19 protein-coding genes are annotated in these 23,714 nt (G+C 53.7%); 4 read left to right on the top strand and 15 right to left on the bottom strand.

The features are described from left to right. Window positions 1-157 precede the first annotated feature (157 nt). The 3 genes from HVE01_RS20045 to guaB all read right to left on the bottom strand — a co-directional run bounded on the left by HVE01_RS20045 (window position 158) and on the right by guaB (window position 7,281). A complete protein-coding gene (locus HVE01_RS20045; RefSeq protein WP_244973779.1) occupies window positions 158-4,006 on the bottom strand; it encodes a P-loop NTPase family protein in 3,849 nt (1,282 codons plus the stop codon). A 131-nt stretch (window positions 4,007-4,137) separates the two neighbouring features. After that, a complete protein-coding gene (guaA, locus tag HVE01_RS12815) occupies window positions 4,138-5,715 on the bottom strand; it encodes a glutamine-hydrolyzing GMP synthase (protein WP_038486523.1) in 1,578 nt (525 codons plus the stop codon). 96 nt (window positions 5,716-5,811) lie between these two features. Then, complete coding sequence (guaB, locus tag HVE01_RS12810; protein ID WP_146944548.1) at window positions 5,812-7,281, bottom strand: IMP dehydrogenase; 1,470 nt, start codon at window positions 7,279-7,281, stop codon at window positions 5,812-5,814. A 175-nt stretch (window positions 7,282-7,456) separates the two neighbouring features. Between guaB and xseA the strand changes: the two genes are divergently transcribed. Beyond that, window positions 7,457-8,797: an exodeoxyribonuclease VII large subunit gene (gene xseA, locus HVE01_RS12805; RefSeq protein WP_146944546.1), complete on the top strand. Its 1,341-nt coding sequence runs from the start codon at window positions 7,457-7,459 to the stop codon at window positions 8,795-8,797. Between the two features lie 3 nt (window positions 8,798-8,800). Here xseA and HVE01_RS12800 read toward each other — a convergent pair whose 3' ends face one another. The 8 genes from HVE01_RS12800 to HVE01_RS12765 form a co-directional block, all read right to left on the bottom strand. Continuing rightward, window positions 8,801-9,754: a MurR/RpiR family transcriptional regulator gene (locus HVE01_RS12800; RefSeq protein WP_125745849.1), complete on the bottom strand. Its 954-nt coding sequence runs from the start codon at window positions 9,752-9,754 to the stop codon at window positions 8,801-8,803. Then, a complete protein-coding gene (locus HVE01_RS12795) occupies window positions 9,726-10,757 on the bottom strand; it encodes a C45 family autoproteolytic acyltransferase/hydrolase (RefSeq protein WP_125745847.1) in 1,032 nt (343 codons plus the stop codon). The genes HVE01_RS12800 and HVE01_RS12795 overlap by 29 nt, the downstream gene beginning before the upstream one ends. Then, on the bottom strand, window positions 10,750-11,478 hold the full coding sequence (glnQ, locus tag HVE01_RS12790; protein ID WP_125745845.1) for a glutamine ABC transporter ATP-binding protein GlnQ: 729 nt from the start codon (window positions 11,476-11,478) through the stop codon (window positions 10,750-10,752). Before glnQ ends, HVE01_RS12795 begins: the two co-directional genes overlap by 8 nt. Then, window positions 11,475-12,131 carry a glutamine ABC transporter permease GlnP gene (gene glnP, locus HVE01_RS12785; RefSeq protein WP_125745843.1) on the bottom strand — a complete coding sequence of 219 codons (657 nt, stop codon included), beginning with the start codon at window positions 12,129-12,131 and terminating at the stop codon, window positions 11,475-11,477. Before glnP ends, glnQ begins: the two co-directional genes overlap by 4 nt. 67 nt (window positions 12,132-12,198) lie before the next feature. Beyond that, a complete protein-coding gene (gene glnH / locus HVE01_RS12780; RefSeq protein WP_125745841.1) occupies window positions 12,199-12,936 on the bottom strand; it encodes a glutamine ABC transporter substrate-binding protein GlnH in 738 nt (245 codons plus the stop codon). A gap of 254 nt (window positions 12,937-13,190) precedes the next feature. After that, entirely contained in the window at window positions 13,191-14,504 is a 1,314-nt protein-coding gene (gene argA, locus HVE01_RS12775; RefSeq protein WP_146944544.1) for an amino-acid N-acetyltransferase, read from the bottom strand. A 146-nt stretch (window positions 14,505-14,650) separates the two neighbouring features. Beyond that, window positions 14,651-15,916: an inorganic phosphate transporter gene (locus HVE01_RS12770; RefSeq protein ID WP_125745837.1), complete on the bottom strand. Its 1,266-nt coding sequence runs from the start codon at window positions 15,914-15,916 to the stop codon at window positions 14,651-14,653. Between the two features lie 9 nt (window positions 15,917-15,925). Continuing rightward, complete coding sequence (locus tag HVE01_RS12765) at window positions 15,926-16,606, bottom strand: TIGR00153 family protein (RefSeq protein WP_125745835.1); 681 nt, start codon at window positions 16,604-16,606, stop codon at window positions 15,926-15,928. Between the two features lie 135 nt (window positions 16,607-16,741). Between HVE01_RS12765 and HVE01_RS12760 the strand changes: the two genes are divergently transcribed. Beyond that, window positions 16,742-17,650 (top strand): CYTH domain-containing protein, encoded by a 909-nt coding sequence (locus HVE01_RS12760; protein WP_146944542.1) that lies wholly within the window; start codon window positions 16,742-16,744, stop codon window positions 17,648-17,650. A 29-nt stretch (window positions 17,651-17,679) separates the two neighbouring features. Then, window positions 17,680-18,597: an ion transporter gene (locus HVE01_RS12755; protein WP_125745831.1), complete on the top strand. Its 918-nt coding sequence runs from the start codon at window positions 17,680-17,682 to the stop codon at window positions 18,595-18,597. Between the two features lie 73 nt (window positions 18,598-18,670). On the opposite strand, the gene HVE01_RS12750 is transcribed toward HVE01_RS12755, so the two are convergent. From HVE01_RS12750 to HVE01_RS12735, 4 genes are all read right to left on the bottom strand, one after another. Next, window positions 18,671-20,095 carry an esterase-like activity of phytase family protein gene (locus HVE01_RS12750; RefSeq protein ID WP_146944541.1) on the bottom strand — a complete coding sequence of 475 codons (1,425 nt, stop codon included), beginning with the start codon at window positions 20,093-20,095 and terminating at the stop codon, window positions 18,671-18,673. A 367-nt stretch (window positions 20,096-20,462) separates the two neighbouring features. Next, the gene (locus HVE01_RS12745) at window positions 20,463-21,239 is read right to left on the bottom strand and encodes a 5'-nucleotidase, lipoprotein e(P4) family (RefSeq protein WP_146944539.1); all 777 of its coding nucleotides are present in this window, start codon (window positions 21,237-21,239) and stop codon (window positions 20,463-20,465) included. Between the two features lie 271 nt (window positions 21,240-21,510). Next, entirely contained in the window at window positions 21,511-22,134 is a 624-nt protein-coding gene (locus HVE01_RS12740) for an L-threonylcarbamoyladenylate synthase (RefSeq protein WP_125745825.1), read from the bottom strand. 63 nt (window positions 22,135-22,197) lie between these two features. After that, window positions 22,198-23,145 (bottom strand): PHP domain-containing protein, encoded by a 948-nt coding sequence (locus HVE01_RS12735; protein WP_146944537.1) that lies wholly within the window; start codon window positions 23,143-23,145, stop codon window positions 22,198-22,200. Window positions 23,146-23,309: 164 nt separating this feature from the next. Here HVE01_RS12735 and HVE01_RS12730 point away from each other — a divergent pair, with 164 nt between their 5' ends. Then, on the top strand, window positions 23,310-23,609 hold the full coding sequence (locus HVE01_RS12730; protein WP_125745821.1) for a YciI family protein: 300 nt from the start codon (window positions 23,310-23,312) through the stop codon (window positions 23,607-23,609). The last annotated feature ends 105 nt before the right edge of the window (window positions 23,610-23,714 follow it).

Genomic DNA, 23,714 nt, shown 5'->3' with positions numbered 1-23,714 from the left:
AGTGCCCTAACTTAGTCAGAGGAGTAAACTATACGCTCAGCACTTGTCGACGACTTAGGAGCCAGCCGATGCTGCAACGAAATCTTCCGCTGCTGAAATACATCCAAGCTGCAGCATTTTTGAAATTGAATCTGCAGAAGCCCGGGCAGAGCTGGATTCATTCAAACCGCTGCTCGCGCTTCTCATCTTCCTGCTGTTCACGCACTTTCTCGCGCTCGACCCACTCAACCAGTTTTGCAGACACCGATTTAGAAGCCTTAGCGATCGGTACGTTCTTGTGTTCAGCTAATTCGGCAATGGCATCCGCTCTAGATTGCACCATGTTCGCTCTGCTCCCAGACCAAGATGAAAGTATAATGCGCTCGGCGAACACCTCCAAAACTTCTTCTGGCTCAGGAGAGGCTTCCAACAGCTTGATTGCTGACGCTGACATCGCAACCACCCTCTGATCTTCGTTCCCTGACCAGAGATTGATACCCGCTGCGACAGCCTCCCATACGCCGTTATCATTTCTGGAACGACACCACTCAATCAAAATTCCCACATCAACTTTGGCGAGGGGAGAACTCAACAGGCCCCCATGACGAATAAAGAACAACCGTCGATCTTGCTCTTCTTCAGTACCCTCAAAAACGCGGTTGAGAAACGCACAAGGCATCAATTCAGCAGTCGTTTCGATGGCATTTTCAAATGCATAAATATGTCCATAGTGCTCATCTACAACAGCAAAGATCGTGTCTAGCCACTCTATCTTTTCGGCCTCGTTACCTTCAAAACTGAGCGTGGCACCAATAACGCACTCCATGTGATGTGCCCCTATCTCTCCAGGATCACTGCGGCCTCTTTGTAGCCTCTGGATCGCTGCTTTTAGGCCGACCAGTCGAAGATCGGAACCAAGCGTATCCACTGCGCAATTTTTGCCATGCAGCCGCACACTTAGAGCATCCAAAACCACGTCATCACCGTTCGGTTTACTCAAGAGCTTCCAGGCAAGATCGATAATACGATTTCTAGGCAAGCTCGCATAATCGTCCCGCCACAGGATCTGCCCATACATCCCCAGGCAAGTGTCAGGATCATCCAGAAGCGCCATGCAGCGATCTAAGTCGGCTTTTGTGAACTCACGCCGGGGATGTAATCCAACCAATACGTTTCGAAGTTCAGGATGCTGTGCGCATTGATCGAGTAGCTCCTGTGCCAGTTCTGGCTCGACAGAGTCAGCTTCTTCGATGAAACCGCCAAAAACCGCAAAATCCCTGCTGGCTTCGGGCTGCTGCTCCAGTTGAGCGACTAGTTGCCTCCAACCAACTCGCAGATTATGTGCCCCCTTTGCTAACCCTCTTCCGAATGCGGCTCGGTAAGACATCCTATTGTTGGAGAACAGGTTAGAACCCAACTCGTTGAGCTCATGGTTTGATGCTGCAAAGTCCTCACCCAATCGAAGAGCCTTGGCTGCCAATCGTTCTTCAGCGTGACGATACTTGTTGGTGTCGTCATGATTAAAATCGTCTAGCGCCCAACAATCGTGCCCCGCGCTCAGCACATTGGCCATGATTTTCGGGATCAAGTCATGGGGTTCCAACTCCTTATCCAGCGCGGCCAGGTTGACCGGTAGCGGCTTGGAGCCATCTTCATCTTTGCGTCTGATGTAATCGAAATAGATCGTTGAACGTACGGCTTTCCAACCTTCGCTCCAAGCTTGGTGAGCATGTAGCCTGCGAGCTGCATCAATGAGTTTTTCCCTCATGGCTTTTTGGCGCCATATCCCTCGAAACGCGTTCGCTAGGATCGGACGTGCGGGATCTTCAAGAACAGAATTGCCGGAGGTTCCCAATCGCACTGCAACATCGACAAAGGCACTACGCCACTCAACAAGTTCATCGTGGTTAGGTTGAAATCCAAAATCTCTTGGGCGAGCACCAAACTCAGTCGCCCCGACCCCTGTCCATGGTGGCCCATTCAAAGCAGTCGAAAGCATTCTGAAGCCTAGCGACCTGCGCTCAGCCACGCCTGATGAAAGGCATTCATCCATGATAGCTATGCGCTGATCTAGAGAAGCATGCGTGCCAGATAGATATGCCTGGAAAAAACTTGTGATCTTATTTCGAACCGCATCATAGTTATTGCTCTCGTCTTCAAGATCCGCTACACGAATTAAGAGTCTGGCACAACGTTCAAAGGCGCTTTTTTCGTATGCCAACGACTGTAAAAGATTAAGAATTGTCCTTCGGCGTGTATTGTAAGGCGATCCCATGCCCTCAAAATCAGACAAGGTAAGCTCTGTTTCGATTCTATCGAGTAAGGCTTCAGGCGCTACCGGGGCAACATAGTTCAGCATTCGTGCTGCCGTATCTTCCAAAGTTGATATGCGACCTAGCAGCCCATCAGGCTGGAGCCAAGCTTCAACTATCTCTTTCGCGACGGGATGATCATGCAGAAGCCCCAGCCTGTGTGCAAACGACATTAACAAGCGTGGATTCCCAGTGCTTTCAAAGGTCGCCTTGAGTTGGTCAACCGGAATACTATCGAGCGCTGACGCAGCCAATTTGTTCGCAATGGCATGGGGCAAGATGGCTCGCCAATGGGCCCTCTTCTGCATAATATGGCGGTCCATCAGCTTCTTGACGGATCGAAACAGCTGGGTATGGGAATATCCGAATATCGAGCCCAGTACTTCCAGTTCGCTATTACCACTCTCCATGTTTGAGACCGAAAAGGAATATACAAGAGACAAGGCTTCAGCCTGTTGCCGCAAATCGTCGTCCGGACGTTTTCGCTGTTCAAACAAGCGATTAAACAAATCGTCATCAGAAAGCAGTGCCAAGCTCTCACCTTCCTCGACTCTCTCGGCAATTACCAAAGACACCCTTGCATTACCATCGGCAAACTCTGCGATCCGACGGGCGTTATTTTGACCGATACGGGGGAAACGACGGATCAGAAGCTGCTCAGCCACTTCTGGCCCAACTGCTTCAATGTGGATTACCTCAGTTGTCTGGGGCTTACTCTCTTTGATGTCGTACTCAACGGTGATAAGGCTTACCTTATTGCCCGCCGCTGATACTTTGCTGGCTAACGCAGAGTGAAGCTCTGAAGGGCAGTTATCTAGAATAATGATGGCACGTCGGCCTTCAGCGATAAGCCTATCTAGCATTGCTGCTGCCGAAGGATCAGGGTCAGCCCCTGTATCTACATACACTGCTACGGTTCGATCGAGAGCATTTGTGCCAACTGTTTCCTCAAAGAGAGCCTGCACGATCCTGGTCTTTCCAACCCCGGATAACCCTGTAATGCGAACTGCCTTCTTAGTAGACCTTATAAGGTCGCGTATTGGTTCAATGGCATACTCTATTGCCAGCTTTTGGCCTTGACCTGATGGTAGTGTGACAGTAACGCCTGGGGCCGAAATTAACGTATCGTCCTCGTCTTTCGGTGGGTTGCTCCAAGCCCCGTATGGCTGCCAACCGGAGTACCCTTGCCCAAGCTTGCCTTTGACCCACAGCATAACTGAAGGATGCTGACGCACCCACTGAACCAGCTTAGAGCGGTCGTAGAAATCCAGGTGAATATTTCTACTATTGGGATCATCTTTAACAGCATCCATCATTGCGCTGATACGCTCGGCCTTCCTAGGAGGGGAACAATCATCCTTCAGGCTAACGATGATATAGCCGCCACCCTTCGAAGCCTGTTTGGAAATCGTCGGTGAAAGCTGGCCTCTGTTGACCATTTCCTTAGTGATTGAGCCCCTCGGCATTCTGTGTTTCTTGGCCTGAAGAATTGTATTAGGCTTTTCAAGAAAACCTGTTTTCAGAGCATTTGCAGGAACCTTAACGTGGATATCAATTCCTTCGTCAGCAGCATTAATTGAACCTGACCAGCTTACCCACGCGGGGCTATGGCCATTCGCTGCAACTTCTGCCTCGGCGAGACGGGCAATTAGTTCTTCGAGTTGAATATCGGATAACCGGAGTAACTCATCTTTTTCGATATCAAAGATCGCCACGACTATACCTCAGGATAAAATCTTTTGATCAACGTGCCTTGAACAAGCCACAGGACATCTGCTGGGAAGCATTCAATCAATAAAAACCCGCCTATCGGCGGGTTCTTTTATAACGGTACGCGAGTAACCACTCACTCCCACTCAATAGTAGCAGGCGGCTTGCTGCTCACATCGTAGGTAACCCGAGAAACACCTTCCAACTCATTGATAATCCGGTTGGAAACCTTCTCCAGCAGCTCGTAGGGCAGGTGCGCCCAGCGGGCGGTCATGAAGTCGATGGTTTCGACCGCGCGTAGCGCGATGACCCATTCGTAGCGGCGGCCGTCGCCGACGACGCCTACCGATTTCACCGGCAGGAACACGGCGAAGGCTTGGCTGGTTTTTTCGTACCAACCGGCGGCGCGCAGTTCTTCGATGTAGATAGCGTCGGCATCGCGTAGGATGTCGGCGTACTCTTTCTTTACTTCACCCAGAATGCGCACGCCCAGGCCGGGGCCAGGGAACGGGTGGCGGTAGACCATATCGTAAGGCAGGCCGAGTTCGAGGCCGAGTTTGCGCACTTCGTCTTTAAACAGTTCGCGCAGCGGCTCGACCAGCTTGAGCTTCATGGTTTCCGGCAGGCCACCAACGTTGTGGTGGGATTTGATCACGTGCGCTTTGCCGGTTTTAGAGGCGGCAGATTCGATCACGTCCGGGTAGATGGTGCCCTGGGCCAGGAAGTCGACGCCTTCAATTTTGCTGGCTTCTTCATCGAATACGTCGATAAAGGTGTTGCCGATAATCTTGCGCTTGGCTTCCGGATCTTTCTCGCCCTTCAGCTTGCCCAGGAATAGCTCTTCGGCGTCGACACGGATCACCTTCACGCCCATGTGCTTGGCGAAGGTTTCCATCACTTGGTCGCCTTCGTTTTTGCGCAGCAGGCCGTTATCGACGAATACGCAGGTCAGCTGGTCGCCAATGGCTTTGTGCAGCAGCGCTGCTACAACCGAGGAGTCGACACCACCGGAAAGACCAAGCAGTACATGGCGGTCGCCCACTTGCTCGCGGACGCGCTGTACTTGGTCTTCGATAATTTGCGCGGGCGTCCAGAGTTTTTCAGCGCCGCAAATATCCAGCACGAAGTGCTCAAGAATGCGCTGGCCTTGCAGGGTGTGGGTCACTTCCGGGTGAAACTGTACACCGTAGAACTGCTTCTCTTCCCAGGCCATGGCGGCAATCGGGCAGCTCGGCGTGGAAGCGGTCACAGTGAAGGTGTCAGGCACCTGGGAGACTTTGTCGCCGTGGCTCATCCATACGTCTAGCAGGCCTTTGCCGCTGTCGGTATCGATGTGGTCTTTGATGTCTTTGAACAGCGGGGTGTCGCCGTCGATTTGAATCTGGGCGTAGCCAAATTCGCGCTGGTTAGAGCCTTCCACTTTGCCGCCAAGCTGCTCGGCCATGGTCTGCATGCCGTAGCAGATACCAAACACCGGCAGGCCCATTTCGAACACGCACGCCGGTGCTCGCGGGGAATCCAACTCGGTCACCGATTCCGGGCCACCAGCCAGGATGATGCCGTTCGGGTTGTATTCGCGAATTTCTTCTTCGGTGATGTCGAAGGCGCGGATTTCGGAGAACACACCGATCTCACGCACACGGCGGGCGATCAGTTGGGTGTACTGGGAGCCGAAGTCGAGAATCAGGATCTTATGGGCGTGAATGTCACTCATGGCGGGGTCTCGGTTAAGCGGTGTGGGTGCCGCTGTTAAGGCCAAAAAGCAAGCGGCGGGGCAATGCCCGCCGCGCCATTTAACTAAACGTGCTGGTTAGCTCACCCGGTAGTTGGGAGCTTCTTTGGTGATCTGCACGTTGTGAACGTGGGATTCGTTAAAGCCAGCGCTGGTAATTTGTACAAATTCCGGCTTGGTGCGCATTTCTTCAATACTACGGCAACCGGTGTAACCCATGGAGGCGCGCAGGCCACCCATCAGCTGGTGAACGATAGCGCCCATCATGCCTTTATAGGGTACGCGGCCTTCAATGCCTTCCGGCACCAGCTTCTCGGCACCTTCGCTCTTGTCTTGGAAGTAGCGGTCGGCGCTGCCCTGGCTCTGAGACATGGCACCCATGGAGCCCATGCCGCGGTAGGCTTTGTAGGTACGGCCTTGGTAAAGCTCAACTTCACCCGGGGCTTCTTCGGTACCGGCCAGCAGGCCACCGACCATCACGGCGCTGGCGCCAGCGGCGATCGCTTTGGCTAAGTCACCCGAGAAACGAATGCCGCCGTCGGCGATCAGCGGAATATCAAACTCTTTCAGCGCTTCCGCCACGTTAGACACCGCGGTGATTTGCGGAACGCCCACGCCTGCCACAATACGTGTGGTGCAGATAGAGCCAGGGCCAATACCCACTTTAACGGCGTCTGCGCCCGCTTCCGCCAGCGCTTTAGCGGCAGCGCCGGTGGCAATATTGCCGCCAATCACTTGAATGTTGGGGAAGTTCTCTTTGATCCAGCGCACGCGGTCGATAACGCCTTTAGAGTGACCGTGGGCAGTATCAACAATGATCACATCGACACCGGCTTCGGCCAGGACAGCAACGCGATCCGGCGTTTCCGGGCCAGTACCTACGGCGGCACCTACCAACAAGCGGCCGTCGCTATCTTTGGCAGCCATCGGGTAAGTGCGGGCTTTTTCGATATCTTGGAAAGTTACCAAACCGCGCAGATGAAATTCGTCATCCACAATCAGCATTTTCTCAATGCGGTGTTCGCGCATTTTGGCTTTGCTGGTTTCAAGGTCGGTGCCTTCCTTGACGGTAACCAACCGCTCGCGGGGGGTCATGATGTCCGCTACGCTGTCGCCGTGGTTGGGCTGGAAGCGCATATCACGCTCGGTCACAATACCTACCAGGGTTTCGCCTTCTACGACGGGGAAGCCAGAAAAGCCGTTCTCACGTGCCATCGCCAGCAGGTCATCCAGTTTCGCCTTAGGGCTAACGGTGACTGGATCTTTGACAATCACGCTTTCGTGCTTTTTAACCTTACGCACTTCAGCGGCTTGCTGACTCATGGTCATGCTCTTATGGATAATGCCAATGCCGCCTTCCTGAGCCATCGCAATTGCTAGACGCGCTTCGGTAACGGTATCCATTGCAGCGGAAAGCAGCGGGATATTGAGTGAAATATTGCGGGTCAGGCGGGTTTTGAGGCTGACATCCTTGGGCAGAATATCGGAGAAGCCGGGAACGAGGAGTACGTCATCGAACGTAAGTGCTTCTTGGGCCATACGTAGCATAGCGGCAACACCCTGATAGAAGAGGAAGTGGGGCGTGGAAAGTTAATCCCCTATTATAGCGTTTTGAGGGCCTTTCCAGCAATGTGAAGAAGGTTTTCAATCCAGACCAATGGCTAATAAGTTAGGATTCTTACGTAAGTCGCCCGCTCGCTCATTCTCTTTTTAAGGTTGCTCTATGCCCGATACACCACAAGCGCTTTCTGTTAGTCAGTTGAATCAGCGCGCCAAACAGACCCTTGAGCGCGATGTGGGTGAAGTGTGGGTAGAGGGCGAGCTTTCCAATGTTTCCCGCCCGGCGTCTGGGCATATTTACTTCACCTTGAAGGATGAGCGTGCGCAAATTCGCTGTGCGCTGTTTCGCCAGCGGGCGCGTTTTGTGGCAGCACCGATGCGCGATGGCGATCAGGTTAAGCTGCGCGGCCGGGTCTCGCTGTTCGAACCGCGCGGCGACTATCAGTTGATTGCTGACGCCGTACAGGCGGCGGGCTTAGGGGAGTTGCTGGCGGCGTTTGAGCGCTTAAAAGCGCAGTTGGAAGGCGAAGGCGTGTTTGCCAATACGCGCCCCCTGCCCTTTCCTCCCCGCAAAATTTTGATATTGAGTTCCGCCAGCGGCGCAGCGATTCGTGATGTGCTAGCGGTACTGGCGGCGCGCTGGCCACTGGCAGATGTCACGCTGATTCCAGTGCCTGTACAAGGCGCCGAGGCCGCCCCTGCGATGATTTCGGCGCTGGGGTTACTGAACCGACAGGCGCGCTTAGACCCTGACCAGGATGTGGTGCTGATCACCCGCGGCGGCGGTAGCTTAGAAGACCTGTGGGCGTTTAATAATGAGCATCTGGCACGGGCGATTTTTCACTCCCGCTTACCGGTGATGTCGGCGGTGGGTCACGAAGTGGATGTCACCCTGGCGGATTTCGCCGCCGATATGCGTGCCCCTACCCCGTCAGCAGCGGCCGAGCGTTTAGTGCCGGACCAACATGCGCTTAAGCAGCAATTAATTCAGGCAGAAAACCGCTTACAGCGTGCCATGCAGGCACGCTTAGAGCGCGATAGCCAGCGGCTGGATACCCTGCGCGCCCGCCTTCGCCACCCAGGCGAGCAGCTTGAGCGTCAACGCCAGCACGTTACCGCCCTTTGCCAACGGCTACAGCGCGCCATGCAGCAAACAGTTCAGCAACAGCAAGCGCGGGTCACCCAATTAAGCAAACGCTTAGCCAGCCAGGACATGGCGCGGCTGCACCGCGCAGAGCAAGAGCGTGTTAGTCAGCTGCAGCGCCGTTTAGCCAGCGCTATGCAGCGGGCGCTGGAAGTGCGTCAGGCACGCTTGAGTAGCGCCGCCCGTGAACTAAATGCCATCAGCCCGCTTGCGGTGTTGGGCCGTGGCTATGCCATTGCCCAGGATGAAAAAGGTCAGGTTATCCGCCGGGCAGAGGACACCGCGCCAGGCCAGAAGCTCTCGCTACGGCTGGGTGAAGGTCGGCTAAACGTAGAGGTAAAACGGCGCTACAAGCAGTAGCGCTTAGCGCATCTCAATATCCAGCTCAGTGATAAAGCGATCTCGCCGCGAAATTGCCTTACCTGCGTCATCTCCTGCCAGGGTGGCACAAGCATTAATTAGGCACTCCATGGCGGCAAAATAGGCCACCATGCTGTTGGAAATAAAGCTGCTTTCATGGGGCACCAGAATAGATACCTGGGCATACTCGACCAATGCGGAGCTGGCGTAGTCGGTTACGGCCAAGGTTTGAATGCCATGAGCCTGCGCCATCCGGCACACATCCACCACTTGGCGCGTATAGGGCTGGCAACTGGCGGCAATCAGCACGTCACCTTCGGATAACGACGCCAGCCCTTCCGCGACCCCGTTAGTGGCGTCGCTAAGCAACGCTACATCAGGGCGCAGCATGCCTAGCCCGTAAGCAGAGAAACTGCATAGCGCATGAAACTGACGTACTCCGTACAACCGAACCCTGGGCGCGTTGATCACCGTTTGGGCGAACGTTTCAATATCATCATGCTTCACCCCTTGCAGAAAGCGGTCGATATTGTGCTTATTTTCAGCGCATAACTGCTCCGCCTGGACATGCAAACTGCGCTTGTCTGCTGCCAACGCGCTGGCAGCATGGTCGCGGTAAAAAGAGGCAGAAGAGGTAAAGTTCGCGCTCAACAGAACTCTTTGTAGATCGCTGAAACGGGCATAGCCGAGAGAGCGTGCCAAGCGAGAGATACTCGATGGGTTGACCTCTAACCGACGAGCTGCCGAAGAAATAGACAGCAGCACCTGATCCCCCTGAAGATCGAGCAGGCGTGCCAGCACTTCCCGCGACTTGGGGCCAAGACGTAGCTCGCTCTCGCCCCGAGCAATGCTAAGCGCCAGTTCACGCAGACCATCAACGGTTTCCGGGGGCTGGCGCTCAGCTATCAAGTGTTTAGAGAGCGAAGAGTCAACTTGCGAAGAAGAGTTTTCCGTCATAAGCGGGTGGCGCTCCAGGGCGATCATAAAGTTGCCATGCTACACCATCCACTTCAAGACGCATGACCGCCGTGACCAGAGTATTCTCGTGATCAGGGTCGTCAGCACTGAGTCGCAGAATGGGCAGGCCACTGGTTTGTTGATCATGCAAAATGGCCAACGGCGCAGTCTCTCCTTCCGCTAGCAGCTGATCTCCACGCTGCTGTCGGTCTCGTGAGGAGTCAGTAATCCATTGAGATGCCACACCACTGGGGTGATACAGCGCATGATTAGCATGCACGCTGGGGGCATTGAGTGCTAGCTGGGCAGCCTCCCCACCACCAAACTCGATACTCATCACCTCTCGCTGCCCACATTCGGCAAGCGAAAAATGAAAGCCGCCGCACTCATTATAATGCTGCAGTAGTGCAACGACGCCGGCCACATTGGGCTGGCTTAAAGCCGCCCGTCCTAACACCATTCTTGGCACCTTAGGCGTCACATTGAGCAAGCGCAAATTATTGACCGCCTGCACCCAGCCCTGGCGGGTAAACGCCAGCGTGTGGCCCGGTATCGAACCGGGATAGCAGAAAGCGGTAAACCCCTCGCCCATCGCTGATGTCACTTCAGCCATAAAACAGTGGCCACGGAAGAATGGCAGACCATCCTCATTATGCGCCACCAGCGGCGTTTCTCCGGGGATCGCCAAGGTCGTGCAGCCGTCCGGTGCATGGGCCAACAGGTCACCCCGGCAGTTCCAGGCGAATACCGCTTCAATGGGCAGGTTAAGACCTTCCGCAAGTCCCTCTAGCTCTTCCCACACTTGAGGAAAATCACGCTGCGTATTGGCTGCCATGATAGCAACAGCGTTCCGGTAAATCGGGTCGTTAATTTCAGCCCAGATAGCGCTTGGCAGCAAAAAGCGATGCACCGCATCACGCCCTGCGCGCCCAAGAGCAACGCCAATGTCACGTGGCTGTCCATTGATAATCTGCCAGCCAATAGAGCTCATTTGTTTAGACATGGCGCAGAAAATCCTTCATCCGGTCATTAGGCGGGTTATCAATGACATCGACAGGGTTGGCATCAACCGCAATTTTACCGTGCTCCATAAAAATCAAGCGCGTGCCAACCTGTTTGGCGAAGGACATCTCATGGGTCACCACCACCATGGTCATCTGTTCTTCTGCCAGTTTTTGCATAACATTCAGTACTTCCTGCTTGAGTTCAGGGTCAAGCGCGGAGGTAGGTTCATCAAACAGCATTACTTTGGGCTTGATCGCCAACGCTCGAGCAATAGCGACCCGCTGCTGCTGCCCACCAGAAAGCTCATGAGGATAGTGTTTCGATTTATCCCCCAGGCCGACTTTTTCCAATAGTTCCTGGGCACTATTATCAGCCGCCTTACGTCCCATTTTGCGCACATGGCGTTGGCCAAAGGCCACGTTTTCCAGCGCTGTCATTTGTGGAAATAGGTTGAACTGCTGGAAGACCATGCCCGCTTCCTGGCGAATTTCGCGCAGCGTTTTGTTGCCTCCCTTAACGCTCATGTCGTCAACGAGAAGATCCCCCGAGGTGATCATTTCCAACCCGTTAATACAGCGCAGCAAGGTGGATTTTCCAGAACCGGATGGTCCTATTAGCACGACCACTTCGCCACGATTGATATCCAAATCCACCTTATCAAGTACCTTAAGCGGGCCAAAGTGCTTGGACACATTCTTGAACTCTATGATGGCGCTCATAAGATCCTCATCCGCTTCTCAATGATACGCAGCAGTAGCGACAACGTGCCGGTCATAATCAGGTATAACACGGCGACCGCCGTCCATATCTCGACTGCGCGGAAGTTAGCCGCCATGATTTCTTGGCCGGTGCGCGTCAGTTCGCCGACACCAATCACAATAAACAAGGAGGTATCTTTCAGGCTGACAATGCACTGGTTACCCAGCGGTGGAATCAAGCGGCGAAAGGCGAGCGGTCCAACGATATAGACCACCACTTTCCAGCGCGGCAAACCAATGGCGCGTCCTGCCTCGGTTAATCCTTTTGAAATTGATAGCACTGCGCCACGCACAATCTCAGCAACGTACGCCCCAGCATTAATGACAATCGCAAGGATTGCTGTCGTCATCGGGTCAATACGGATATCCACCAGCACCGGCAAGGCGAAATACAGAAACATCACCTGTACAACAATCGGCGTGCCTCGAATAATTTCGACGTAGATAAACGCCAGTGTATTGAGGATATAGCCGCCGTAGGCGCGCATCAGGCCAATAACAGCCCCCAGCGTAATACCACCGATCAACCCCGTTACGGTGATATACAGCGTGATTTTTGCGCCATTAAGCAACGCAGGCAAAAATCCTATAACAATCGACCAATCGATATTCATCTAGACTCTCCTGACAATGCAACGTCAGCGGAGGAAGCCCTCCGCTAGTAAATAAAACTTCAGGAGATTATTTGCTGGGCGCTTCGCCGAACCACTTCGCGTAAATTTCGTCGTAGCGGCCATCTTCCCGCATCGCCGCTAATGCTTGGTTAACTGGCTCGACCAGCTCGCTCCCCTTGGGAAACGCAATGCCATACTCGTGCGCCATCATCTGCTCACCGACAGCTTTTACCTGGCCGTCACCAGCGGTGGCAATGTAGTAGAGAACATTGGGCGTATCATGCATTGCGGCATCAACGCGGCCGGTGCGTAATTCCAGGTAAGCATTGTCGATATTGGGGAACTGGCGTAGCTCGGTGTCGGTGAAGTTTTCCCGTGCATAGTCAGCAGCAGAGGTGCCGGTGCGAACGGCCAGCATTTTGCCTGCTAAGTCTTCAGCACTTTCGATATCACTATCAATTGGCACCATAATGCGGAAGCCGCTTTCGTAGTAGCCATCTGAAAAATCAATCACCTCAGCACGGTCTTCACGGATAGTAATCCCCGCTAGGGCAACATCTAACTGGCCAGTCTGCAGGCCAGGAATAATGCCATTGAAATCCATTGGCCTTAGTTCGAACTCCAGCTCAAGCTCTTCGGCAATCATTGTCCACATATCGATATCAAAACCGACATATTCACCGTCTTGAGCAAACTCAAAGGGCACAAAGGCAGTATCGGTGGCAACCACTAGCTTGTCCGCGGCGGCAGTCGCTGCCGTGAGAGAAAACGCAGTAGCAGCCATTAACGTGGTTAGTGTTTTCATGGAGAAATCCTCGTGACGTCGATGTTATTGGTTATGCGTGAGTGACGTAGCGTGTAGATAACGGTGTTGTTATTGATTTGGCTTAGATGGGCTTGAATTGGCTTTGCTGGTTTTAACCACAAGCCCATCTGCAAATATAATTGCACATATACTTAAAATGACCAAATATTTGCATTTATTTTTTACACGCATGCGAAACCGGGTGTCGCAAAGACACCCGGCTCGTCTAGAACTTTCTCTTTAAGTAAGCGTTTTTAGGCTAGATTTTTCACCAACACCTTGGATTTTCGGGCGGGGTTGTAAGCTTCGCGTTTTAGCGGCGGTAGGTCATCTAGGCTGGCAGCACGGAAGCCGTGTTCGACAAACCAATGGGCCGTGTGGGTAGTTAACACAAATATTTCGCAAAGCCCACGCTGTCGGGCGCGACGCTCTAACGCTTCCACTAGGCGCTCACCACGCTCACCGCCGCGATAGTTGCCATGCACCGCGACACAGGCCATCTCCCCCACCGTGGTGCCGGGAAAAACATGCAACGCGGCACAGCCAATCACCATGCCGTCACGTTCTATCACCATGTAGTCGTCGATTTCGTGCTCTAGTCGTTCTCGCGAACGAGCCACCAACATGCCACGTCGCTCCAGCGGCTCCAACAGCTCTAGCAAGCCAGCAACGTCGTTCAACGTGGCTGGGCGCAGTTGCTCATAGCGGTGCTGGGTGATCATCGTGCCAACGCCGTCACGGGTAAACAGTTCACCTAGCAGTGCATCGTGGTTACGCCAGGACAGCAGGTGAGTGCGCGCCACTCCTTCTCTAGCGGCGATGCAAGCGGCGTTCAAGTGGCGTGCCAACTCACTGCCCGGCAACGCTTGCTGCAGGCGCGGTTCGGCCTCTGCCGGAGAAAGCTGGCGCAATAGCGCACCATGCTCGTCTTCAAGCCCTTCCGACTCGCCTAATAGAATCAGCTTATCCGCTTTCAGCGCGACGGCAGCCTGTTGCGCCACTTCCGAGGCATCTAAATCAAACACTTCGCCTGTGCTGGAGAAACCCAGCGGCGGCAGCAGCACTAGCGAGCCTTTTTCCAAAAGCCCTTCAATAGCGCTCGAGCGCACTCGGCGTACTTCACCACTGTGATCAAAATCAATGCCTTCACGCACCCCTAATGGCTTAGCGGTCACTAAGTTGCCGGAAATCACGCTAAGCTCTACACCGTGTAGTGGCGTGCTAGGCAGCCCCAGGGAAAGACGAGCTTCTAGCCATAAGCGCTGGCGTGCGGCTACCTGTTCCACGTGAGCCATCACCGCTCGGTCAGCTACCCATCGGCCATCCACCCGTGTTGGCTCGACACCGGCAGCCGTCAATGCGTCATGCACTTGTGGGCGAATACCAAACACCACAACTAGCCGCACCCCCAGGGTGTGTAGCAGCGCTAAATCTTGAATCAGCTGCTCTCCTCGGCCAGACGCCATGGCTTCGCCCTCAATTAAGATGACAAAGGTTCGTCCCCGGTGCGCATTAATGTAGGGCGAAGCATTACGAAACCAATCAACAAAAGGGAAGCGTGTGTCCAAGGGCCGCTCTCCGGCAGCAGGTGAATGAAAGTATCAGCGTTTACTTTAACAGAGCATAAAAAACAGCGGCACCTTCTTGTGTAAAAGAAGATGCCGCTGTGCGTTTGGCCAACCAGCCACGTATTGGGCGGGGTTATCCCTACCTGTTAACCAAACATGCCTTTGAACATAAAGAAGAACAGAATAGCCAAACCAGCCCCGGCAGGTAGCGTAATCAGCCAGGACATGGCAATGGTACCAATGACACGCAGGTTAAGCGCCGCCATACCCCGGGCAAGGCCTACGCCTAATATCGCCCCCACCAATGTGTGGGTGGTTGAAATCGGCAAACCCGTGCCTGAAGCTAATACCACTGTGGTCGCGGCTGCCAGCGTGGCGGCAAAGCCACGGCTGGGAGTGAGTTCAGTAATACCGGTTCCCACGGTGGCAATGACTTTGTGGCCGTAAGTGACTAGGCCCACCACGATACCACCACCGCCCAGTACCAATACCCACCAGGGCACTAGCGCAGAGCCTTCAATTTGGCCGCCAGTTTGCACCACGCTAATGACCGCCGCTAGCGGGCCAACCGCGTTCGCAACGTCGTTAGAGCCGTGAGCAAACGCCATGGCACACGCAGTAAAGATCATTAATACGCCGAAGACCCGCTCAACGTTGGCGTATCCAAAGTGATCGTTGGCATTTTTCTCAAACTTGATACGACGCTGCATCACTAGGCCTACAGCCATGATCACAAGTCCTAACAAGATAGACAGCAGCAGGCTTTGACTAAAGGTCAGGTCCAGCCCAACGTGAGACAGTCCTTTGGTTAGCGTGACCATCGCCACAATAAAACCAACCAAAAATACGTAGCCCGGTACATAGCGTTTGGCAGCTGTGAAGGGATTATCATTTTCAAAAATCAGGTGGTGCACTGATTTGAACAGCACAAAGCCGATAGTGCCCGCTAAAAGAGGAGAAACGACCCAGCTTGCTGCAATGGTGCCAACAGCGCCCCAATCAACCGTAGAGGCACCCAATCCCGCTACGGCAAAGCCCACAATGGCACCTACAATTGAATGCGTTGTGGAAACCGGCCAGCCTTTCATCGATGCTGCCAGTAACCAAGTACCCGCTGCTAGCAACGCTGATAACATACCGTACACTAGTAACTGTGGATCTTCCTGGAGCAATTCTGGGTCGATAATGCCTTTACGAATGGTGTTAGTCACTTCACCACCCGCCAGCCAAGCACCTAAAAATTCAAAGATAACCGCAATAATAATGGCTTGCTTGATGGTGATCGCTTTTGACCCCACCGAGGTTCCCATCGCATTGGCAACATCGTTCGCACCAACGCCCCAAGCCATAAAAAAGCCAAACAAACAGGCCAGAATGATAAAAATTTCACCGTGCTGGGCAATAATCTGCATAGGAATCCCTTAGCGTGCGGTCAAAATCTGTAGGCGGCTGCCCACGCGTTCAGCGCGATCAGAAACTTCACCGACCCACTCAATGATTTTGTAAAGGAAAATCACATCAACAGGAGGAAGCTGGCTTTCAAGCTCAAACAGCTGGCGACGTATCGCGATCTGCTGGCTGTCGGCTTGGTGCTCAAGGGTGTGCAGCTCACGGATCATATTCTGCATAACATCGGAAACATTGCGTCCAAAACCGGACTCAAGCAGCTCTTTCAGCTCTTCAAGCGCTTGGCGAGCCTGGGCCACACACGCCACGCTGGTACGCATATAATCGCGCATGGGATCGGCCAGCTCATTGGGTACACGCATTTTACGTCCCAGCATAATGCCGGTAATGTCGCGCACCTTGTTGGCGATCTTATCTTGCACGCTGATAAGGTCGAGCAAATCGGACCGCGAGACGGGAAGAAACATCGTGTTGGGCAGGTTAAGCCGTAGCTCTGTTTTCAACGTGTCGGCGTCATGCTCTAAGCGAGTAACGTTTTCACGCAGTACAGCTGCGGTATCCCAATCACCGGCAAGCGATGCTTCGAAGAACGGCAACAGTTGGTCGGCACATTCATTGGCCTTGACGATGTGGGCCAGCAGCGGCTGGAATGGCGAGCGGCCAAACATCGCGGAAAAAGGGTTGGAGGTAACCATATAGCCTTTAGCCTGTTTTCGGGGAGCCTGGAAATGGCGGCGCCAGTATAAAGAGTGCGCTCGCCGCCGTCATGAAAAGTTCACAATGTCATGAAAAATTAATTGAAATGTCACAATACAAAGGTGGCTAATGTCATGGAAAATTCAACATCTACTTCTAACTCTATTTCAGCGCCCACCGAAATAGAGCTTAAGCTTGCCCTTGCGCCAGCTCAACTAAACACGCTGCTGAGCCACACAGCACTAGCCGAAACACCCCAACGGCAACATCTGTCGAACACCTATTTCGATACCCCTGCGGGCGATATGGCCAATGCACGGATTGCCGTGCGCTTACGCCAAGTTGATGATCGGGTGCTACAAACGGTGAAAACCGCCGGTCATGGTGGTGGCGGCCTTTCTACCCGGCAAGAGTGGGAGTGGCAAGTTCCTAACCCACAGCTTGACCAGCATGGCTTAGCTGCCCTTCCGCCCTTCAAAGGCTCACTAGGCACCGCTATTTCCGCGCTACGACCTGCGCTGCGCACCGACTTTACCCGGCGCAGCTGGCAAATCGACTGGCAGGGCAGCCATATCGAGCTAGTGCTGGACGAAGGAGAGATTGTCAGCGGTGGTGCTCAAGCGGCTATTTGCGAGGTCGAACTAGAACTAAAAGCGGGTGAGCCAGAAACGCTTTGGGCGCTAGCATTAACGCTCGCGGAAAGCGTACCGCTGCGCCCTTCGGATACCAGCAAAGCTGCTCGCGGCAATGCGTTGGGCGTGCAGCAGTGGGCGCTACCTGAAGCTGACGCACCGGCTGAGTGGCTACACAGAGCCACAGTGGCGCTGGACGCTTACCACGACAGTGGCCTTGCAGAACACTTAACCATTGCACAGCAGGCGTTAGCCACACTGGCGACTCATCCGCAGTTGGATGAAAGCTCTCACCGCCACGCTCAGGTGCTGACCAAGTCACTAACGGACAATGGCTATCCAACGCCCGCTTATGGCACTGCTGCGCTAACCCTGGCGCATCGCTTCGCCTATCAAACCACGCTACGCTAGAAACATTCAGCCCACTTCAGGATGTCGCGATGAGTTTTCAATTAACTCCCGGTGCAGAAGGACTGCGCACACGGCTTTTCCATATTATCTTCGAGTCTGATACGCCGGGAGCCAAAGGGTTTGATATTGCGCTGATTATCGCCATTTTAATCAGCGTGACGGTTATCTTGCTGGACAGCGTAGCGAGTTACTCCGAACGCTACGGGCACATTTTTTACTATGCTGAGTGGCTATTTACGCTACTTTTCAGCATTGAACTGGCGGTGCGGATTTACTGCTTAGAGCGCCCAACGGTTTACCTAAAAAGCTTCTACGGCATTGTCGATGTGATCGCGATTTTGCCAGCCTGGTTAGTACTGCTGGTGCCTGGTGCTCACGGGCTGGTCATCGTACGAGTACTGCGGGTACTACGCATTTTCCGGATTTTGAGATTGATGGAGTTTATCGGCGAGGGGCGTTTACTACTCGATGCGCTTAGACGCAGTCTTCGTCAAATCCTGCTGTTTTTTAGCAGCATCATGATGGTCGTCATACTGTTTGCTGCATTGATGTACACCATCGAGTCTCCAGAAGCCGGCTTTACCAGCATTCCGATGTCGATGTACTGGGCAATCGTGAGTATGACTACGGTGGGCTACGGCGATATTGTCCCCGCCACGTCGATAGGCAAAGCGATCACGATGATTCTGATGCTGTTGGGCTATTCGATTATTGCCGTGCCTACCGGGGTGTTTTCCGCCCAGGTTATCCGCTCCATTCGCGAAGACCGCTATTCAGAAGAAGCCTGCCCCGGCTGTGGCCATGACCGCCATGAAAAGCGCGCTCGTTACTGTCTGCGCTGTGGCACCTGGCTGGATGAAGAGAGCGAAGACCCGCGCAAGAAAGCAGCAGACCCAAAAGATAGCCACGAGGGAGACGAAGACACAAACACGCCCCAGGGCAGCTAACCAACATAGCCAAGCCCAGGGCGCGCAGTAATTCATTTAGGGAGGTTATGTGATTGCTAGGCCGTTACGTTGATCAATCGGCGCTCAGGTCGGCCTCGATAATAAACAAGCGGCCGCCATCCACAGTGTTGGCGTCCAACATCTTCTGCTCAAGCTGGCCATCGGTGGACCAAGTGGCGAAGTCATCGTCGTTCAGCACCCCCAAGCGTTGGTCATCAATCACCCACAGACCTTCCATTTTATCGTGGGGATAACCGACTTCTGCCACCATATCTACCACTAGAGACTTGCTCACTGGCTCGATTCCGGCGCTGGCCAGAGCACTCCATCCCTGCTCTAGAACCACTTCTTCCAGGGTTTTACCTGCCAAGGTTAGCCCCAGCTCGGCATCCTGTTCCAGATCGCCGTTAGCTGAAACCGCCTCAAGATTGGTGCCCGAGGCAAGGTCAATGCGATAAACCTGCTTCTGAGCATCAGGTGTCGCAGCCTCAGCACCGTCGGGACCACCGTTCAGGAAACGGCCATCTCGTTCAAGCACCAAAAACTCAGTGGCGCTCAGCGCAACAAGCTCCGAGTTAGAGTTCTGGTTTTGCTCTTGGCGGTAGAGGTACTGGCCAATCTCACCCGAGTCCAGATCCACTGTAACGATGCGGGTGATATCCAGGTCCTTCACTGTACTGCCAGGGTTGTACAGCGTGGACTGCATAATACCTACCAGCGTTTGCTCATCCGGCGTGATAGCCAGCCCTTCCATACCTCGGTTGGCACGTCGGTTGGCAAACTCTGCTGGCAGGTTCATCTCGACCCTGTCGTCGTCAGCAAAGGGGTTGATTCGACCGATTTCACGACCCTCGGCATCGAAGTGAACCATGTGCGGACCGTACTCATCGCTAACCCAGAAGGTGCCGTCCGATAGCGCCACCAGCCCTTCGCCATCCAGACCATAATCATCCAAGCGGATCGGATTAGTGGCTTCATTATAGGGCTGGCTATCGTCTACTAAGATCGGCTGGCCATTGGCATGGTAAGGGGTTTCCCCCGTTCCACCGAGTGCCAAGCTGTTAGGCAGACCACTGATCTCGCTACCATCAGGGCGCTTAAGCAGAAGGGTGGCAACCTGTTCGATCACACCGTTCGCTTGAAGCTCAAACAGACCGATACGGGGCGTATAGTCCGGTGTCGGAAAGACTTTCCCCTTGCCATAGTCGCCAACAAAATTGGCATTGGGGCCACGATCAGTCAATGCATAGAAACGCGTTGAATCCGTGGGATGAGCGGTCATTGCCGACCCAAAGCCGCCATTACGGATCTCAAAAGCCTGCTGAGATTTGCCATCTGTTAGATCATCCCGTAATACGCTATGAGGAAGAAACACACCAGCGGCGGGGAAGCTATCGAACACGGTGGCGTTGGTATCATCAGCGTTAGCGTTATCAGTGCCGCCCACCAGCAGGGAGGACGTCAGTAAGGATGCCATAAAGAGCTTATGACGGTTCATTGGTTGGTTTCCTTATCGAATACAGGTTGACGCCCGTTGGCGCCTCAGCCGCCTCCACAGGCACAATTTCCAGCGTGCCCCGGGGCAAGGCAAGTTATGAAAAGTCTAGTGGCAGGAATATCGAATGGGGGGTGGCGCCGTAACAGTCGTCTTACTGAAACGCGCTCACACCGGGAAGGTTCGATTTGTTATGGCATATCGCTATGTTCACAGCCACCAAGATAACTTAGTGGCAACCAATGACAGGTGAATGACATGTTAGTGACTAGCGGCACAGGGACAACTTGCGGGGCTAATAAGAAAAACGCCCCGGCTATTAACCAGGGCGTCTTATCTATAGTAACGGCACGATGGAAGTGGTTACATTTTATTCGTTTTCAAACGGAGCTTCCCACGCGTTAAGTTCCGCGTCACTCCAGCTTCCGTAACTGGCATTGGGGAAAACAATCCAGTCTTGACCAAAACGCTCAGCGTGGTCGTTAACCAGGTCGCGTTGCTCTTCAAGACTTGCGTCGACAAAGTCACCCGAGAAGTCATGAAGCGTATCGCCCAACTGCATCACCAACGTATGATTGTCTTCGACGATAGCGCGACGCTCGGTCTTGGGTGGGCCAAGGAGCATGACGCGCTCGTCAGATACCTGAGGAAGCTCTAATGCTTCCATAGTGGCCAGCGTATCTGCTTTGTTTTCTTGGTAGCGATCCGACACATAGTAGATCGACACACCTTGCTCATCAGCAAATTCGAGAAAGTCTTTCGCGCCCGGGATCAAACGTGGCTCGCCCTCGCGCTCCCAATGCAACCAAGTATCCCAAGCAGTGAAGTCGTGGCAGGCCTGCATGTCGCGCACTAGCAAAGCGCTATTATCGATGAGCGTCTCATCCACATCGGTAATGATGGCCAAATCGGCCCCTTCACCATGCGCTTCAATTTGTTTTTCCAAGCGATAGGTCGCCAGTTCAAAGCCTTGGCGCTGTAAAGCAGTTATTTCTGCGGATTGCTGTTGGTAACGAAGCCCCATGGCGTACTCAACCTGATCACAAGCGCTAGCGTCGTCGGCTACTGCGCCCCCTGATAAAGGAAGTAGCGCCAAGCTTGCAAATGCTGTGGCAGTGGCAGCGTTGCGGTATCGAGATATCGTCATTAAGCAATCTCCTGTCAGTGATGGTTATCAGGCTGAGAGGGGAACCCCACACCATCCATCATTATTAATTATCAATAATAAGCATAATCATCATAATTTATTTTTATTGATCATTCAAACAACAAAGATAGCGCGCTAGATGAATAAGTTGATACGCATATCATGTTTAAAAATTTTTGTGGATTTTGGGTGATGAAGAGACAGGCGGGAAGACAGCAACCCCCTCGATACTTGTCACCAGGGGGCTACCAATACAGGCTAGAGAGCGGTGTTAACTTGTAAACGGCGTAATATCGCCGCGCCCTTCCCGTACAATTTTGGGCGGCAGCTCGCGCAGGTCAATCACACTGGTGGGGTCAAGGTGGCAGGCGCCTCCATCGATAATGGCATCAAGGTGGGCCCCGAAGCGGTCGCGGATCTCTTCAGGATCGCTCATTGGCAGGGTCTCTCCTACCGGAATCAAGGTGACGCTCATCAACGGCTCACCCAATGCTTCAAGCAGCGCGTGGGTAATGTGGTGATCAGGCACACGTACGCCAATAGAGCGGCGCTTCGGATGCAACAACAGGCGCGGAACCTCTGTGGTGGCATCCAAAATAAAGGTGTATGGGCCTGGAGTGTGGGCTTTCAACAGCCGGAACACAGCATTATCCACTTTAGCGTAAGTGCCAATCTCGGAAAGATCCGAACACATCAGGGTGAAATTGTGCTTATCGTCTAACGAACGCAGCCATTTGATCTTCTCAATGGCTTTTTTTTCACCCAAGTGGCAACCCAGTGCATAGCCCGAATCCGTCGGATATGCGACCACACCACCTTTGCGGATAATATCTATTGCTTGATCAATCAAGCGTTTCTGCGGATTTTCGGGGTGAATCTGAAAATATTGACTCATCGCTTGCTCCTGCCCTTGGGCATATCGTTATCGATTTCGTTTCTAGATTAGCCGATATGCGGTTTAAGACCCAGGACCTAACATGCCACTGGGCGCATCGCGCAAATGAACTAAGCGCGGATGCTGCCAAATCGGCGGTGCAGCAGTGCGCGGTATTAAGCTCATACTACCGGGGGCGGCGTGGCCGCCAGGAAAATGAAAATCGCTGCCCATGGAGGCGTATAAATCGCGCTCCACTAATTGCCGAGCAAGATCACGGGTGCTGTCTGGGTTCTGCTGACCACTCACCAACTCAACGCTCTGCCCACCTGCGGCTTGAAACGTATCCATCAGCAAACCTCGCTTGCGCCGGGTAAGCCCATAGCGCAGCGGGTGCGCCAGCACCGCCACGCCACCTGAGGCCACCACCCAGGCGACTGCATCACTGATTTCCGGCCAATGAGCTTTTACATCGCCTTTTTTACCACTGCCTAAATAGCGCTTAAACGCGCCAGCCCAGTCATCTACCACGCCTTCGGCAACCAGTGCGCGGGCAAAGTCGGGCCTGCCTAAAGGGCGATCGCTGCCTGCCTGGGCGCGTGCCTTTTCGAGCGCGTCAGGTAAGCCCATTTTTTCCAGCCGCTCAGCAATCACTTCAGCACGCTTGATCCGCGCTTCGCGCTGCAGTGCAAGCCCTTCTACGAGAGGCCCCTGCAAGCCGCCAGGCATAAGCGCCACTACGTGGATATTAATTCCCTGCCAGCGCGTGGATAACTCACAGCCGGGCACCAAGCAAAGTCCAGCTTGCTGCGCCGCGATGCCAGCTTCTTGAATACCTTCCATGGTGTCGTGGTCTGTCAGCGACATGTGGGTAAGACCACGTGCAGCGCACAGCTTTACCAGCTCGGTAGGAGTAAGCGAGCCATCTGACGCGGTAGAGTGCATGTGTAAATCCACCGTATAACGCTGGTCGGCATCAAACACGCGGGGCAGATGGTTTAGAGGAAGATAGTTCGCAGGAAGTAGGGGCATAAGCATGACGCCGTGTGGCGAGTTTGTCAGAATAGGGTGGTGTGAGTAAAACAGGCACCCTGTTTTCCCTTAACGGTATACCGTCGCTCACCATGGTGCGCGCTTACAGGGGCGCGGTCAATTCAGTACGGAACAACCGCCCTAGCATTCAAGGAGTTATCCCCATGCTTTACGCTATTATCAGTGAAGATGTATCCAACAGCTTGGAGCGCCGTTTAGCGGCACGCCCGGATCACCTTGGTCGCCTAGAAAAGCTGCGTGATGAAGGCCGTTTGGTTCTGGCTGGCCCCCACCCCGCTGTTGATACCGATAACCCAGGCGATGCAGGCTTCAGCGGCAGCTTAGTTGTTGCCGAATTTGACAGCCTTGAGGACGCTCAAGCCTGGGCTGACGCCGATCCATACATCATTGCTGGGGTCTATGCCAAGGTAATTGTTAAGCCATTTAAAAAAGTAATGCCTTGACCGATAGAGGCGAGTGTGAAGAGTCCGTCTTCTTTTTCACAGAGCCTGTGGAAAACTCTGTGAAAACTCGGCGGACGCTTTCCCCAAAGCTAGAGCTGATGCCCT

Source organism: Vreelandella venusta (genome assembly GCF_007989605.1).
Classification (GTDB): Bacteria; Pseudomonadota; Gammaproteobacteria; order Pseudomonadales; family Halomonadaceae; genus Vreelandella; species Vreelandella venusta.
The sequence above is the reverse complement of the archived record's forward strand: the minus strand, read 5'-3'. Positions and strand labels throughout refer to the sequence as shown.

What these genes read in the sequence shown, in the direction of transcription:
- guaA (WP_038486523.1), bottom strand. Translation starts at nt 5,715, where the DNA reads ATGAGTGACATTCACGCCCATAAGATCCTGATTCTCGACTTCGGCTCC.
- guaB (WP_146944548.1), bottom strand. Translation starts at nt 7,281, where the DNA reads ATGCTACGTATGGCCCAAGAAGCACTTACGTTCGATGACGTACTCCTC.
- xseA (WP_146944546.1), top strand. Translation starts at nt 7,457, where the DNA reads ATGCCCGATACACCACAAGCGCTTTCTGTTAGTCAGTTGAATCAGCGC.
- HVE01_RS12800 (WP_125745849.1), bottom strand. Translation starts at nt 9,754, where the DNA reads ATGACGGAAAACTCTTCTTCGCAAGTTGACTCTTCGCTCTCTAAACAC.
- HVE01_RS12795 (WP_125745847.1), bottom strand. Translation starts at nt 10,757, where the DNA reads ATGTCTAAACAAATGAGCTCTATTGGCTGGCAGATTATCAATGGACAG.
- glnQ (WP_125745845.1), bottom strand. Translation starts at nt 11,478, where the DNA reads ATGAGCGCCATCATAGAGTTCAAGAATGTGTCCAAGCACTTTGGCCCG.
- glnP (WP_125745843.1), bottom strand. Translation starts at nt 12,131, where the DNA reads ATGAATATCGATTGGTCGATTGTTATAGGATTTTTGCCTGCGTTGCTT.
- glnH (WP_125745841.1), bottom strand. Translation starts at nt 12,936, where the DNA reads ATGAAAACACTAACCACGTTAATGGCTGCTACTGCGTTTTCTCTCACG.
- HVE01_RS12770 (WP_125745837.1), bottom strand. Translation starts at nt 15,916, where the DNA reads ATGCAGATTATTGCCCAGCACGGTGAAATTTTTATCATTCTGGCCTGT.
- HVE01_RS12765 (WP_125745835.1), bottom strand. Translation starts at nt 16,606, where the DNA reads ATGGTTACCTCCAACCCTTTTTCCGCGATGTTTGGCCGCTCGCCATTC.
- HVE01_RS12760 (WP_146944542.1), top strand. Translation starts at nt 16,742, where the DNA reads ATGGAAAATTCAACATCTACTTCTAACTCTATTTCAGCGCCCACCGAA.
- HVE01_RS12755 (WP_125745831.1), top strand. Translation starts at nt 17,680, where the DNA reads ATGAGTTTTCAATTAACTCCCGGTGCAGAAGGACTGCGCACACGGCTT.
- HVE01_RS12750 (WP_146944541.1), bottom strand. Translation starts at nt 20,095, where the DNA reads ATGAACCGTCATAAGCTCTTTATGGCATCCTTACTGACGTCCTCCCTG.
- HVE01_RS12745 (WP_146944539.1), bottom strand. Translation starts at nt 21,239, where the DNA reads ATGACGATATCTCGATACCGCAACGCTGCCACTGCCACAGCATTTGCA.
- HVE01_RS12740 (WP_125745825.1), bottom strand. Translation starts at nt 22,134, where the DNA reads ATGAGTCAATATTTTCAGATTCACCCCGAAAATCCGCAGAAACGCTTG.
- HVE01_RS12735 (WP_146944537.1), bottom strand. Translation starts at nt 23,145, where the DNA reads ATGCCCCTACTTCCTGCGAACTATCTTCCTCTAAACCATCTGCCCCGC.
- HVE01_RS12730 (WP_125745821.1), top strand. Translation starts at nt 23,310, where the DNA reads ATGCTTTACGCTATTATCAGTGAAGATGTATCCAACAGCTTGGAGCGC.